A 14613-nucleotide genomic window follows, 5' to 3' on the forward strand; every position below is an offset into this window, starting at 1 on the left:
CACCTCTTGATAGTAAATGAGCCGCGGGCACGATATCCGGGGTTAGTCATCATCGGCTTCAGGGAGTTCCAAACCGGCGACGCTCCCGCTCATCAAATCCGTAAATGGCATCAGCGATCGGCGTGGATGAACCACCACTGCCGCCCAGCCCCTTGAGCTGAACCTGGAACAACACACGACTCTCAAGTTCGCGGTCGTCGGTCAGGTAATTCTGATGCACCACCTGAACGCTCCAGCAACAATTGTTGTACTCCAGACCCGCCAGTGATCCGACGGTTCGATCAAGCCTGGAGTCATACACCCAGCGACCGATCAGGCTAACACGATCGCTGACCGGGAAAACGGTCGCCACATCCGACTGTTCTATTTCATCCTTGCTGTAGGTGTGACCCAGACTGGCGAGGTAGCGATAATCCTCGGAGTGGAACACCAACTGGCTACGGCCCTCCTCGGTTTCACCCGATTCGGGATCCCACAGTCCGGATGAGCGGATTTCCAGGGTATCAAGCGGATTCAGAACCACCTCACCGGCCAGTGGCGAACGGCTCCGGGTGCCGGCGCCGGCACCAAACAGGGTCACTTCCCGGTCTTCAAAATACTGGACCTGGCCAAGGCTGAACCGGGCCCGCTCCGCCCCCGTCAGCAGGTCATTAAAACGGCTGGTCAGAGCCACGGTCAACTGGTTGGCATCGCCAACCCGATCGCCACCGGTGAAACGGTCCGGTTCAAACAGCTGGTCAAAACGGAAGGTCTGGATGTCGGTGTCGAAATCCGGGATATCGTTCTGATCCGCGTCAGCGTCAGCCCAGGCGTAATAAAGCCTCGGCTCGAGGGTCTGGTTGTAGGGCACATCGAAGAGACTGGACTGGCGATCGAAATACAGCCCATTGTCCCATTCGACCACGGGCACCGTTCGATCAATGCTGCCGTCACCGAGGATGTAGTCATCCAGCTCATAACGGGTGTAATCGACACTGACGGACGGCCGACTGAACCCCCACAGGGCCCGCAGCGGCACCGCCAGCTCCGGTATGGCACGCAGCCGCTGGCCGTTGGCCCGGTCCAACCCGCTCAGGTTTTCGTTATCCCGGTAGAACACGGTGTACTGGCTTTCCAGCCCGGTTTCCAGCCAACCGAGCTCACGCGTGGTGCCGTACAGGACTTCCGGAAGCTGGGCATAAGGCTTATTGACGTCGGCAATGCGGTCGCTGATCGTCTGGTAATCGTTGAGGTAGGTCTCGAAGTACTGGTTGCGATCCCGGTAGCGAACACCGCCCCGACGCTGCAGGTGGGTGGCCTGGTTGATTTCCAGGCTGCGGTTCAAATCGCTCAGGTAATCCTCGTCGCTCACCACCGAGTAATCGCCGTAGCCAGTCCAACCGCCGCCGAAACGGGCCAGCGTGGAGGCATCCAGAGCCCAGCGCTCGCCGCTTTCGCCCGGGTTTTCCTCCTTGAACGCGGAGTCATTGCCAATGTACCCGACCTGAAGGACGGTCTGGCCCAGCGGGCTGAGGTAGCGGCCTTCCACCTCGTTGAACAGGCCCCGGCCATGGATGTACTGGGGTGTCAGTGTCGCGTCGTAATGGGGCGCCAGGTTCAGGTAATAAGGAACCGAAACGAAGCCACCGCTGCCAGCGCTGGAAGAGCCGAACTCGGGGTAGAGAAAACCGGTTTTGCGCCGGTCGTCGATGGGAAAACTCGCCCAGGGCCAGTAGAAGACAGGCACGTCGAGGACCTCGAGGCGGAGGTGCTTGGCGGTGCCAAAGCCCTCGGCCTGATCCAGGTGAATGTCCGATGCAACAATCGCCCAGTCGTTCTGTTCCGGGCCACAGGTGGTTAGCATGCCGTCGCGGATATCGACCTGGTTATCCGGTAACCGGGTCAGGCTGCCGGCACGGCCCCGCATTTCCGCGCCGTGAATCAGAAAGGTCGCGGTGTTGATGTCAAAGCGTCCGGAGTCGACATTGTACTGGGCATTCTCGCCCGTCAGCAGGAAACCTTGCCCGCGACTGACCAGGGGGCCCTCCACCGACACCCGGCTCTCAGCCTGGTTGTAACGCGCCTGGGCACCGCTGACTTCGAACGCGCCCTGCTTGACCCGAACGTTGCCCTCCAGGTACAGGACACGGTCAATCTCGTAGCGGGCGTTCAAACCGCTGGCCTCCAGCGGCGCCTGCTGACCGTCACCGACGCCGACCACTCCGCCAATACCCTCGCCAGAACCGGACGGCAGGTAGCCGCCCTCACAGAACACCGGCAGCTGCGCGCGCGCCGATTCGGGCAACTGTGCCCTTGGCCGCCAATCGATCTCCGCGGCCGACGGAGCCGACTCCGCCCTCGCCTGGGCAGACGCCAATCCGACGACTACGGCCACCAAACACCCGCCTATCCGGAACGCAGGCATCTGCAGATGGCTATCGGAAATTGGCACAGTGACGGGTTCCTGTTGCTGGTGAATGGATGGATAGGCTTGAATAACAGGCGCCTAGTTTACACGTGCCCTTGAGGGTTGTTAACGGAAACTCCGCTGCAAAACCGTTTTACCCTCTTTATACTCCTCTGCTAACTTTCGCTGTCAGCAATCACCCATTTTTCAGGATAGCCGTCCGTACCATGGATCTCCGTCTGCAGTCCCTGACCAACTGGGTCAGACAGTTCACAGGCCTGGAACAGGCCGTGGCCGAGCCGGTCTCCGGTGACGCCAGCTTTCGCCGGTATTTTCGGGTCTGGCAGGCCAGCGACGCCGGCCCGCCGACGCCCCTGATCGTGATGGATGCACCGCCCGAGCACGAGGACTGCGTCCCCTTCCTGGCGATTGCCCGCCACTGGCACCGCCATGGCGTCAACGTGCCCGAAATCCTTCAGGCGGATCTTGAGCAGGGCTTTCTGATGCTTGAGGATTTCGGCGACAACCTGATGCTTGGGCAGTTGACCGACGCGACCGCGGATGAGCTCTATCGGGGCGCACTGACCGAGCTGGTGGATATCCAACAACTGGCCGCCCCGGAAAGCTACCCGCTTCCGCCCTACGACGCGGCGCTGCTCAACCGGGAGATGGCACTGTTTCCGGACTGGCTGCTGGAGCAGCAACTCGGCATGGCACTGGGCAACAGCGAGCGCGCCCTGCTGGATACCACCTTCGCCTTCCTCCGGGAGAGCGCCCTGGCACAACCGGAAGTCACCGTGCATCGGGACTACCACTCCCGAAATCTGCTGGTGCGTCCGGGCACCAACCGTCCGGGCGTCATCGACTTTCAGGACGCCGTCCGGGGACCCGTGACCTACGACGCCGTCTCACTGCTGAAAGACTGCTACATCAGCTGGCCGGAGCAGGCGCTCTGCCAATGGCTGGAGTTCTATCGCCAGAGCAGTGCCGCCGCGGGACTGCACCGGGCGGACCGGGAGACCTTCCGACAGTGGTTCGAGCTGATGGGCATGCAGCGGCACCTGAAGGCCGCCGGGATTTTCGCTCGGCTCGCCATCCGGGATGGCAAGCACGGCTATCTCCAGGATATTCCCCGGACCGTCAGCTATCTTATTGCCGCCAGCGCCCGCCAGCCGGCCCTGCGATGCTTCCACGAGTGGCTGAGTGACGTGGTCATGCCGGACATTGAACGCCGTATCGGCCCACCCCCGGGGCTGGAGCAACAATCCTCGTGAAGGCGATGATCCTGGCCGCCGGCAAGGGCGAACGCATGCGGCCGCTGACCCTGACCACGCCCAAACCACTCCTGAAAGCCGGTGGCAAATCGCTGATCGAGCATCATCTGGACCATCTGCAGCGGGCCGGATTCCGCTCCGTGGTCATCAACCACGCCTGGCTCGGCGAGCAGATCGAATCCACTCTCGGCTCCGGCGACCGCTTTGGCCTTTCCCTGACCTATTCCCGCGAAGGCGAGCCTCTGGAAACCGCGGGCGGGATCGTGCGCGCGCTTCCGCTGCTGACTGAGGATGGCTCCGACTGGTTCCTGGTCATCAACGGGGATATCTGGAGCGATTTCGACCTGTCCGGCCTGACGCCACCGGCGCAGGCAGATGCCCTGCTGGTGCTGACCCGCAACCCGCCCCACCACCCGACCGGAGACTTCCATTTGGAGGCCGACGGCCGCGTGACGGAGGAAGGGGCCAACAAGCTCACGTTTACCGGCATCAGCCTGCTACACCGCCGCCTGTTCCAGGGCCTGGATGACCAGTCCGGCAAACTTGGCCCGGTCTTGCGCCAGGCGATGCAAACTGGCCGTGTACGGGCCATCGAGCACACCGGGGAATGGGTCGATGTTGGCACGCCGGACCGGCTGCGGGAACTGGACCAGGCACTGCTGGGCAGGGAGCTCTGAGACCATGACAGAAAGCATGCGGCAGCCGAAGCTACCCAGCCGGGTTGAGGCAGAGTTCTCCAGCCTGCTTCATGAACTGTCTGCCTGCGGACACCAGACCGCGACACTGCTCGACCGCGCCCAGCTTCCGAACTGGTGCCGGGCGCCGCTGTTTTTCTTCCTTGGCTACATTGCCAAAGCGGAGGGCCGGGTCAGTGAAGCCGACATCCACTACGCCGAAACGTTGATCAAGGCGCTCAGGCTCTCCCAGCGACAACGCCGCCGGGCGATCAGTTGGTTCCAGCAGGGCAAATCCGTGGAACAGCTACCCTCGCTGAAGGGCCTGTCGCTGCGCATCACCCACCGGCTCTGGCCAGCACCGGCCCTGACGGTGGCGATCTGCCTGTGCCACGCCACACAGTTGCAGGGCCGTCCCACCAAGCATCGCCGGTATCGCTGTGAGGACGCCATCGACCAGATCGGGCTACCGGTCACCATCAGCGATGACATTTTCGACAGTTACGCCGCCAAGGTTTGGACCCGCCACGCGGAAAACCTGGCCCAGCCTGTGAGTTACGAGCAGGCCTGCGAGCTGCTCGGCGTAACCCGCCGGGATTCCGTGGACATGATCAAGCGGGCGTACAAGAAAAAGGTCTCGGGCTGTCACCCGGACAAGCTCGCCCAGCAGCGGGTCAGTGTTGAGGAAGAGGCGCTGGCCAAGGAACGCCTGCTGCGCTACCAGCAGGCCTGGGAACTGGTGAAGCGGCGCCACCGCCTGCACCGGTGAGCAGCAGTATCACCGGGATCTGAGCCAGGCGTCGATTCGACCCGCCAAGCCCGGTGCATCCGTCGGGGACGGCGGCTGTTGCAGGCTGACCGGCTGGCGCTGGTAGGCCCCGGCCCGGTCCAAGGCGGCCCAACGCCGCCGGACCTCTTCGTTGGCGCTGACGCGAGACGCGTAAAGCTCCAAAACCCCTGAGCCGGCGGCGGACAGATCCTTCGGGAGCGTAGCCGCATCCCGCGGATAGAACTCGGGCGCCACCCAGATCATGATTCCCGGGTTCGACAAGTCCTGCTGAACCCTCACCAGATGACCGCTGGCATGGCCAACTCCGAGCAGAACCGGCCGGTCATACCCCCGCGCCGCCAACACGTCGATGGCGGCTTCCAGACTCTGCCGGACCCGCCCCCGGTAGCGCTGCTCCGGAGACTGACCATCCGGAGACGCCATCACGTCAATCATTACCGCCGAGTCATCGCCATTGCGGTCATCGTCTGCGGCCGGGCCTGCGCTGCCGGGTCTCGCTTCCAGGGCTTGTTGCAGCGCCAGGGGGGGCGCCGGCAGCCCAACGGCCAGCACCGCCCAACCCCGCTCCGTAAGCTGGGCGCTCAGAATGCCCAGGATGCCGGACGCCGCATTGCCGCCCACGTCGGCGAGCAGGACCAGTGCACCGGGCGCCGGCGACGCCCGTTCCGGAAAGAACAATCCCAGCGCCCGGTCGCCGTCTTCGAGTTCCAGCCAAACCGCTGCCTCCGGGAAAGCCTCGCTCAATGCCATCTCGCCCAGGCCGGTGGTGAATCCGGACCGGTCCGGGGCGGAGCCCGAGTCCTCCTGACCGGTGTCGGCGGCCGACTCGTCCGCGGCCACGACAACGGGGCAGCCCAGCCAAAACAGGGCCGAGAGCAACGAAAGTAACTGTTTCAGGGCACCACTACCGATTCTACGCACAGATCCTGACTCTTCGGCTGCGAAAAAAGCGTTCCGAACTGTTAGACTAGCATTCGTTTTTTATGTGCGGCAGGGGCCGCTGGCCACGCCATTATCAACGTTTTTGCGCGCAAAGTAATTGAGAGAGCCATCATGAACCCATACCTGATTGCCCCATCCATTCTGTCGGCCGACTTTGCCCGCCTGGGGGAGGAAGTCGATAACGTACTGGCCGCCGGTGCGGACGTTGTTCATTTCGACGTGATGGACAATCACTACGTGCCGAACCTGACCATTGGCCCGATGGTCTGTGAAGCCCTGCGCAAGCACGGCGTGACGGCACCGATCGACGTCCACCTGATGGTCTCTCCGGTGGACGACCTGATCCGCATGTTCATCGATGCCGGCGCCAGCTACATCACCTTTCATCCCGAAGCCAGCAATCACATCGACCGTTCCCTGCAACTGATCCGGGACGGCGGCTGCAAGGCCGGACTGGTCTTCAACCCGGCCACCCCGCTGCACTACATGGACCACGTCATGGACAAGCTCGACATGGTGCTGATGATGTCGGTCAACCCGGGCTTCGGTGGCCAGAAGTTCATCCCGGGCACCCTGGACAAGCTGCGGGAAGCGCGCCGTCGTATCGACGCCAGCAACTTCAACATCCGCCTCGAGATCGACGGCGGTGTGAAGACCGAGAATATCCGGGAAATCGCCGAGGCCGGCGCCGACACCTTCGTGGCCGGCTCTGCCATTTTCAATACCGACGACTACAAAGCCACCATCGACGCCATGCGCGATGAACTTGAACAGGCGCGCAAGGTTATCGGCCTATGAGTCTGACGGGACTGTTCAGCCCCCGCTGGCCGGGCGTCGCCCTGTTTGACCTCGACGGCACCCTGGTCGACAGCGCTCCGGACCTTGCCGCGGCCGTGGACCAGATGCTGGAACACCTCGGCCGATCACCCGCAGGCATCGACCGCGTCCGTGACTGGGTGGGCAACGGCGCCAGCATCCTGGTGCGTCGGGCACTGGCAGGCCAGAGCGACTGGGAACCGGCTCGTCCCAAGGACGATGTCCTGTTCAAGGATGCCCTGGCGATCTTCTATCACGCCTACGGCCAGATCAATGGGCGGCATTCGGTGGTGTACTCAGGGGTAGAAGCCTGCCTTCGACACCTGAAGCAACACGGCTGCAAGCTCGGTGTGGTGACCAACAAACCGGAGCAGTTTGTCGCACCGCTGTTAAAGCAGATGGGACTGGAGCACTGGTTCGACATCAGCGTCGGCGGCGATACCCTGGACGTGAAAAAGCCGGATCCGGCCCCACTGCTGCACGCCATGGAAGCCCTGGGCGGCACCCGTGGCACGACGGTAATGGTGGGTGACTCCGCCGCCGATATTGACGCGGCCCTGGCAGCCGGCATGCCCTGCGTGGCCGTCCGTTACGGGTACAATTTTGGCCGACCGGTTGATGCCCTCGGCGCCGACGCGGTTGTTGATTCACTGGACGAGCTTTTGTAATCTCACAAGGACTTAACGTTGACCATTCCAATTCGGGAGATTCCTGCCGTGCAGGGACTGAATCTGACTGCAACGCGGGGCGTCCTCAGCACCCGCGCAACACGATGGTGGCGATGGCGCACCGGCTGAAAAGGCCCGGCGGCTGACTGGCGTGTAACCGTCCGGCCGCCCCCATCTGGCTGGCCCGGTCGTGAATCCGTGCCACCCGAAAGCAGATCAGACTTCAGGAACGAACCATGACACCCGAGCAATTCTCCGAGCTCGCCCAAGCCGGCTTTAACCGTATTCCCGTCTACCGCGAGGTACTCGCGGATCTGGATACGCCCCTCAGTACTTACCTGAAACTGGCCAGCGGTCCCTATTCCTACCTCTTCGAGTCCGTCCAGGGCGGCGAGAAATGGGGACGCTACTCCATCATCGGCCTGCCCAGCCATGAAGTAATGAAAGTCTTCGATCACCGGGTCGAGGTGAGCCGCGGCGGCAAACTGGTGGAAACGGCCGAGGTCGACGACCCGCTGGCATTCGTGGAGCAGTATCAGGCCCGGTTCAACGCGCCGGACCTGGAAGAGTTGCCACGATTCAACGGCGGCCTGGTCGGTTACTTCGGCTACGACACCGTGCGCTACATCGAGAAGCGCCTGCGTGAGAGCTGCCCGCCCGACAAGATTGGCACACCGGACATTCTGCTGATGGTCTCGGACGAGATCGTCGTCTTCGACAACCTCCGGGGCAAGCTGCACCTGATCGTGCACGTGGATCCAGCGGACGAGGGCGCATACGACAACGCCCAGGCCCGGATTGATGAGCTGGAAAATCAACTGCACCGGAAGACGGCCGACGCGCCTCGTACCCCCGAGCACCTCCGTGGCAAGGCTGTGGACGAAAGCGATTTTGTTTCCGGCTTCACCCAGGACAAGTTCGAGGCCGCGGTCGGCAAGATCAAGGAGTACGTGCTGGACGGCGACGTCATGCAGACCGTCATTTCCCAGCGCATGTCCATCCCCTTTGAGGCACCGCCGCTGAACCTCTACCGGTCGCTGCGGGTGCTTAACCCGTCACCCTACATGTACTTCCTGGACCTGGAGGATTTCCACATTGTGGGCTCGTCCCCGGAAATCCTGGCCCGGGTGGAGGACGAGGAAGTGACGGTTCGGCCCATTGCCGGCACCCGCAAGCGCGGCGCCACCGACGCCGAGGACAAGGCCCTGGAAACCGAACTGCTGGCCGACCCGAAAGAAATTGCCGAGCATCTGATGCTGATTGACCTGGGCCGCAACGATGCCGGCCGGGTGTCAGAGACCGGCACCGTCCGGCTGACCGACAAGATGATCGTGGAACGCTACTCCCACGTCATGCACATCGTGTCCAACGTGACCGGCCGCCTGAACCCCGACACCAGTTGCCTGGACGTGCTGCGGGCCACACTGCCCGCCGGCACCCTCAGTGGCGCACCCAAGATCCGGGCCATGGAAATCATTGATGAGTTGGAGCCGGTCAAACGCGGCGTCTACGGCGGCGCCGTCGGCTACCTCTCGTTCAACGGCAACATGGACACCGCCATCGCGATCCGGACCGCGGTGATCAAAGACAAGACGCTGCACATACAGGCCGGCGCCGGCGTGGTGGCCGATTCGGTGCCCCGCCTTGAGTGGAAGGAAACCATGAACAAGGGCCGTGCGATTTTCCGTGCGGTCGCCATGACCTACAACGATTTTGACCACTGAGGCGGAGGAAAGATTATGTTGCTGATGATCGATAACTACGATTCCTTCACCTACAACGTGGTGCAGTATCTGGCGGAACTGGGTGCCGACGTTCAGGTGTACCGCAACGACGAGATTACCGTGGAAGAAATCGAGGCCCTGAACCCGGAACGGCTGGTGATTTCACCGGGCCCGTGCACCCCAAACGAGGCGGGCATCTCCATGGCGGCCATTCGGCACTTTGCCGGCAAACTGCCGATCCTCGGCATCTGCCTGGGCCACCAGGCCATTGGCCAGGTCTATGGCGGCGACGTGATCCGCGCCGGACGCGTGATGCACGGCAAGGTCTCCCCGGTCTATCACCGGGACACGGGTGTCTTCCGGGGCCTGAACAACCCGCTTCAGGCCACCCGTTACCACAGCCTGGTCATCGACCAGACCACCCTGCCGGACTGCCTGGAAGTCACCGCCTGGACCCGCAACGACGATGGCTCGATGGAAGAAATCATGGGCGTGCGCCACAAGACCCTGCCCATCGAGGGGGTGCAGTTCCATCCCGAGTCTATTATGACCGAACAGGGTCACGAACTGCTGCGCAACTTCCTGCGAAGCTGAACCAGCCAATAACAATCGAGAGGCCGCATAACATGGACATGAAAGAAGCTCTGAACCGGATTGCCTCCAACCTGGATCTGTCCCGGGACGAGATGAAACAGGTCATGCGCATCGTCATGAATGGCGAGGCCACCGACGCGCAGATCGGGGCTTTTCTCATGGGTCTGCGACTCAAGAGCGAGACCATCGACGAGATCACCGGGGCCACCGAGGTCATGCGTGAACTGGCCACCGGGGTGACGGTCAAGGCCGAGCCGCTGGTGGACATCGTAGGTACCGGTGGCGACGGCGCCAACCTGTTCAACGTGTCCTCCGCCTCCGCCTTCGTGGTCGCCGCCGCCGGCGGCTATGTCGCCAAGCATGGCAACCGGGGCGTGTCCTCCAAGAGCGGCAGCGCCGACCTGATCGAGAAGGCCGGCATCAACCTCAACATGACACCGGACCAGGTCGCCCGCTGCATCGAGCAGATCGGCGTGGGCTTCATGTTTGCCCCGGCCCATCATGGCGCCATGAAGCACGCCATCGGTCCCCGCAAGGAGCTCGGTTGCCGCACCATCTTCAACATCCTCGGGCCGATGACCAACCCGGCCGGCGTCAAGCGCCAGTTGCTGGGGGTGTTTACCCGGGATCTTTGCCGGCCGATGGCGGAGGTGCTCCAACGCCTGGGCTCCGAGCACATCATGGTGGTCTGCTCGAAAGACGGGCTGGATGAAATCAGCCTGGCCAGCCCCACCCACGTTGCGGAGCTGAAGAACGGCGAGATCACCGAATACGACATCACCCCCGAGGATCTGGGCGTGAAGAGCCAGTCCCTCGTCGGCCTGGCCGTGGAATCCTCGGAGGATTCCCTGAAGCTGATCCGCGCCGCGTTCGGCCGTGGCCACGACGAGATGGCGGAAAAGGCCCGCGACCTGATCGCCCTGAATGCCGGAGCGGCCATCTACGTGGCCGGGCTGGCGGACACGCCGAAAGCCGGCGTTGAGCTGGCCATGGATGCCATCGGCTCTGGCCTGGCGGCGGGCAAGATGTCCGAACTGGCCGACTTTTCCCAGTGTTTCTGAGCGACCCCGACAATGACTGACAGACATCTGGACAAAACCCCCACCATCCTCCGGAAAATCGTGGATCGGAAATGGGAAGAAATCGACGAGCGCCAACCGAAGGTCAGCATTGATGACCTGAGAGCCATGGCCGGCGATCAGCCTTCGACCCGGGGGTTCGCCAACGCCCTGCGCCGCCGGATTGAGCAGCAGACGCCAGCAGTGATTGCCGAGATCAAGAAGGCCTCCCCCAGCAAGGGCATTCTGCGGGACCCGTTTGAACCCGCGGCCATTGCCGAGAGCTATGAACAGGGCGGTGCCGCGTGCCTGTCCGTGCTTACCGACAGGGACTTCTTCCAGGGCCACGAGGACTATCTGGTGGCCGCGCGCAACGCCTGCGGCCTGCCCGTGATCCGCAAGGACTTCATGGTGTCGCCCTACCAGGTGTATGAAAGCCGGGCCATCGGCGCAGACTGCATCCTGCTGATTGCCGCCTGCCTGACCAAAGACCAGATGCAGGAGCTGGAAGGCATCGCCCTCGAAATCGGTCTGGACGTTCTGGTGGAAGTGCACGACGGCGCCGAACTGGATGACGCCCTGACGCTGACCACACCGCTGGTCGGCATCAACAACCGCAACCTGCACACGTTCGAGGTATCGCTGGACACCACTTTCGATCTGCACGAGCGCATCGGGGCTGACCGGCTGACCATCACCGAGAGTGGCATCATGACCCGGACCGACGTGGAGGCCATGACGTCCCGGGGCATCTACGGTTTCCTGGTGGGCGAGTCGTTCATGCGGGCCGACGAGCCAGGCCACAAACTCCAGGAACTGTTCTTTCAGGAAGGATAATCAGGCCGCCCAGGACGACCGGCGGCTTGTGCACTGATCAAGTCGCCGATTCTTCCAGGGCTTCCTGCAATAGCGTCAGCAAATGCGCCGGCATGCCCTCGGCCAGTTTCAGCGCGGCCTCATGCCCCCGGGGTGACATCTTGCCCCAGGTGCGGCGCACAATTCTCAGCCATTTCTCGCGATCGTAGTCCGCCTTCTGCTCGTAAAATTCCGCGAAGTACCGCTCCAGAAAAACCATGCAGGCGACGTCTTCCAGCAGCTGGGTATCGGCATCGTTGCGCAACTCGCGCTTGGTCAGGATGGTTTCCACCTTCTCGCAGTCGGCGGCGTCGTACCCGCATCCGGCCATGATCTCGGCGGCACGCTGGCCATGCATTCGCCCGCAGGCCTGGCGCCACTGGTAATAGGCTTTCCGGCCCTCCGGGTAGTCACTGCGCGGAATGGTCCAGCGCTCAATGTGCTGCGCCCGGCAGGCGATCTGCATGCGTTCGGAGGGGGCCGCCTCAAGGGCAAACAGCCAACGGGTCATATGAAGGCTGTAGGCATATTCGCGGGGCAACGATTCGCCATCGACGGTTTCCCGATTGGGATCGGCACGATTGGCGCGATCAATGGTCTCCAGTGCACAGGTCAATGCTGCTGAGGCGGTCATGCCGAACTCCTGTCAGTCAAAGAGGGCTCAGGGTACCACCGGCCTTACCGGGTCACCATGGTCTGGGCACTTTTGACCAGATCGTCGGTATTGTCCGGCCGCTCCGGTTTCCGAATGCCGGCCGCGCAGCCGGGGCGCTCGTACAGCTCATCGACCCAGCGCTTCAGGTGATCCAGGCCCTCCACGGACACCCCCGACCAATTGTAGGTCCGCACCCAGGCCCAGTTAGCGAAATCGGCAATGGTGATCTCGTCACCGGCCAGATAGCGTGACTCCGCCAGGCGATGATCCAGAACCTCGAACAGCCGGCGGCATTCGTGCTGGTAGCGATCGATCGCCGGCTGGATCTTCTCCGGAAAATACCGGTAGAACACGTTGGCCTGCCCCATCATCGGCCCCACCCCGCCCATCTGGAACATGAGCCACTGCAGGGCGCGGGAGCGCACCTTGGGATCCGCCGGATAGAACTGACGGTACTTTTCGGCCAGGTAGACCATGATGGCGCCGGACTCGAACACAACAAAATCGTCGTTGTCCCGGTCCACGATCACCGGAATCCGGCCGTTGGGGTTCATTGCCAGAAACTCGGGGGTTTTCTGTTCGCCCTTGGACAGGTCGACCGGGATGAGGGTGTACTCGACTCCCATTTCTTCCAGCAGAACCGACACCTTGTGCCCGTTCGGCGTCGGCGAGGTATACAGATCAATCATGGCATTCTCCTGCCAGCGACGGGGTGGATCTTTGCTGTCAAACCTGGGCCGAAGGACGTGCCTTGATACGCTCGAACCAAGCCTGTAGATGGGCCTGCTCCGGCTTGATCCGGATGTTCACGACCCGGGCAAAGGCAACCGTGGTAAAGGCGTTGATGTCCGCGGCGGTGAAGCGGTCGCAGCAGATAAACTCCTTGCCCTCCAGGTGCTCGTTGAGGAAGTCCATGAACTTCTCGACCTGCTGGCCGCACTCCTCACCCCATTCCTTGATCGGGTTCATGCGATCCTTGAAATAGCCGCTGGTGTGCTGGAAACACATGCCCGTGGGCATGAAGAAAAACAGTTCAATCCAGCGCAGCCATTGCTCCAGCTGGGCTTTCTCCAGCGGGGTGTCGCCCAACAGGCTCGGCGTGTCCGGATAGCTTTCCTCGAAATAGCGGCAGATTGCCATGGTCTCGGCGATGCAGGTTCCATCGTCCAACTCCATGACCGGCACTTTCTTCATTGGGTTGCGGGCCGCATATTCCGGCGTCAGGTTCTCGCCCTTCTCGAGATCGATCTGGACAAATTCAGCCTGATCCAGCAACCCTTTTTCGGCCATGAACATGCGAACCCGGCGAGGGTTGGGGGCAGTTTTGGTCTCGAAGATTTTCATTGTTGTTGGCTCCGTTCCGGACTGGTGACAGGTGTATGTATCTGAATAACAAACCGAGAGCCTGCCCCGAAAAAAGAGTTGCGTCAAGCAACCAACGCTAGCGGACCAACCAGGCTTCCAACTGGCGCAGGATCCAGTCAGGCTCGTCAATCACCAGGTCATGCCCAGCGTTGTGATGCACCCGAAGCGTCCATTGCCAGCGTTGTTCCAGCACCGAACTGCACTTCCAATGAACGATTCGATCACCGCGGCTGGCCAGCAACAGTGCATCCGACAGGGGGCGTTTCTGGCCCGGGCGGTAACTGGCAGCGGCAGTCAGCTGTCGGATCGCGTTGCGGGCGCTGACCGGACGCTGACGCTGAATCCGGTACCACTGTTTGACCAGCTCCAGGGGTATGTCACGATTCGAGGTCAAGCGGAGGATGTCGCGTTCACGGTAGAACAGCTCCCGCCGCGTCAGCAGGCGTGCCACTCGCAGCCAGGTCCCGGGGCGCAGTCGATGCCAGAACGGGCTAAAGCCCGAGCTGGTATTGATCAGCACCAGGTTCTGGATTTCGCCCTCGGGAGCGTGTTGCGCCCAGTCCAGCGCCACCATGCCCCCCATGGACAGGGCCAGGATGCTGAACGGTTTGGGAATGTGTTGGACCTGACGTCGCACCGCTTCCCGGATACCGGTGATGGTGTCCGGGCTGGATTCACGGAAATGCACACCCGTGCCGGGTAGGTCCACCGGATGAAAACGTTGATCCGGAAACGCCGCCTGCAGGCGCCGGGGAAAATCGCCCCAATGGCCCTGCTCGCGGGTCAGTCCCCGCAACAGAATCCAATCCATG

Annotated in this window: 15 protein-coding genes; 9 read left to right on the forward strand and 6 right to left on the reverse strand. The window is 62.3% G+C overall.

Annotated features, from left to right (window positions below):
- Nucleotides 1-58: 58 nt before the first annotated feature.
- Complete coding sequence (locus KXD86_RS09185) at nt 59-2404, reverse strand: LPS-assembly protein LptD (protein WP_218636787.1); 2346 nt, start codon at nt 2402-2404, stop codon at nt 59-61.
- A gap of 209 nt (nt 2405-2613) precedes the next feature.
- On the opposite strand from KXD86_RS09185, the gene KXD86_RS09190 reads away from it, so the two are divergent.
- From KXD86_RS09190 to KXD86_RS09200, 3 genes are read left to right on the forward strand one after another with little or no spacing between them, the layout of a single operon-like run.
- A complete protein-coding gene (locus KXD86_RS09190) occupies nt 2614-3660 on the forward strand; it encodes an aminoglycoside phosphotransferase family protein (RefSeq protein ID WP_218635725.1) in 1047 nt (348 codons plus the stop codon).
- A complete protein-coding gene (murU, locus tag KXD86_RS09195; protein WP_218635726.1) occupies nt 3657-4337 on the forward strand; it encodes an N-acetylmuramate alpha-1-phosphate uridylyltransferase MurU in 681 nt (226 codons plus the stop codon). Before KXD86_RS09190 ends, murU begins: the two co-directional genes overlap by 4 nt.
- A 4-nt stretch (nt 4338-4341) precedes the next feature.
- Nucleotides 4342-5103 (forward strand): co-chaperone DjlA, encoded by a 762-nt coding sequence (locus KXD86_RS09200; RefSeq protein WP_228739361.1) that lies wholly within the window; start codon nt 4342-4344, stop codon nt 5101-5103.
- 9 nt (nt 5104-5112) lie between these two features.
- On the opposite strand, the gene KXD86_RS09205 is transcribed toward KXD86_RS09200, so the two are convergent.
- Entirely contained in the window at nt 5113-6045 is a 933-nt protein-coding gene (locus KXD86_RS09205; RefSeq protein WP_218635727.1) for a DUF3530 family protein, read from the reverse strand.
- A gap of 132 nt (nt 6046-6177) precedes the next feature.
- Here KXD86_RS09205 and rpe point away from each other — a divergent pair, with 132 nt between their 5' ends.
- The 6 genes from rpe to trpC all read left to right on the forward strand — a co-directional run bounded on the left by rpe (nt 6178) and on the right by trpC (nt 11763).
- Nucleotides 6178-6864: a ribulose-phosphate 3-epimerase gene (gene rpe / locus KXD86_RS09210; protein WP_218635728.1), complete on the forward strand. Its 687-nt coding sequence runs from the start codon at nt 6178-6180 to the stop codon at nt 6862-6864.
- Complete coding sequence (locus KXD86_RS09215; protein WP_218635729.1) at nt 6861-7550, forward strand: phosphoglycolate phosphatase; 690 nt, start codon at nt 6861-6863, stop codon at nt 7548-7550. Before rpe ends, KXD86_RS09215 begins: the two co-directional genes overlap by 4 nt.
- A gap of 236 nt (nt 7551-7786) precedes the next feature.
- A complete protein-coding gene (gene trpE / locus KXD86_RS09220; RefSeq protein WP_218635730.1) occupies nt 7787-9274 on the forward strand; it encodes an anthranilate synthase component I in 1488 nt (495 codons plus the stop codon).
- Between the two features lie 15 nt (nt 9275-9289).
- Nucleotides 9290-9868: an aminodeoxychorismate/anthranilate synthase component II gene (locus tag KXD86_RS09225; protein WP_218635731.1), complete on the forward strand. Its 579-nt coding sequence runs from the start codon at nt 9290-9292 to the stop codon at nt 9866-9868.
- A gap of 32 nt (nt 9869-9900) precedes the next feature.
- The gene (gene trpD / locus KXD86_RS09230; protein ID WP_218635732.1) at nt 9901-10929 is read left to right on the forward strand and encodes an anthranilate phosphoribosyltransferase; all 1029 of its coding nucleotides are present in this window, start codon (nt 9901-9903) and stop codon (nt 10927-10929) included.
- Nucleotides 10930-10941: 12 nt separating this feature from the next.
- Nucleotides 10942-11763: an indole-3-glycerol phosphate synthase TrpC gene (gene trpC / locus KXD86_RS09235; protein WP_218635733.1), complete on the forward strand. Its 822-nt coding sequence runs from the start codon at nt 10942-10944 to the stop codon at nt 11761-11763.
- A 37-nt stretch (nt 11764-11800) separates the two neighbouring features.
- On the opposite strand, the gene KXD86_RS09240 is transcribed toward trpC, so the two are convergent.
- The 4 genes from KXD86_RS09240 to KXD86_RS09255 form a co-directional block, all read right to left on the reverse strand.
- Entirely contained in the window at nt 11801-12415 is a 615-nt protein-coding gene (locus tag KXD86_RS09240) for a DUF4202 domain-containing protein (protein ID WP_218635734.1), read from the reverse strand.
- A gap of 44 nt (nt 12416-12459) precedes the next feature.
- Nucleotides 12460-13125 carry a glutathione S-transferase family protein gene (locus tag KXD86_RS09245; protein ID WP_218635735.1) on the reverse strand — a complete coding sequence of 222 codons (666 nt, stop codon included), beginning with the start codon at nt 13123-13125 and terminating at the stop codon, nt 12460-12462.
- 37 nt (nt 13126-13162) lie between these two features.
- Nucleotides 13163-13780, reverse strand: a complete 618-nt coding sequence (locus KXD86_RS09250; RefSeq protein WP_218635736.1) for a glutathione S-transferase family protein — start codon at nt 13778-13780, stop codon at nt 13163-13165.
- A gap of 97 nt (nt 13781-13877) precedes the next feature.
- Nucleotides 13878-14612 (reverse strand): alpha/beta fold hydrolase, encoded by a 735-nt coding sequence (locus KXD86_RS09255; protein WP_218635737.1) that lies wholly within the window; start codon nt 14610-14612, stop codon nt 13878-13880.
- Nucleotide 14613: the final 1 nt, after the last annotated feature.

Origin of the sequence: Marinobacter arenosus, from assembly GCF_019264345.1 — a bacterium.
GTDB lineage: Bacteria > Pseudomonadota > Gammaproteobacteria > Pseudomonadales > Oleiphilaceae > Marinobacter > Marinobacter arenosus.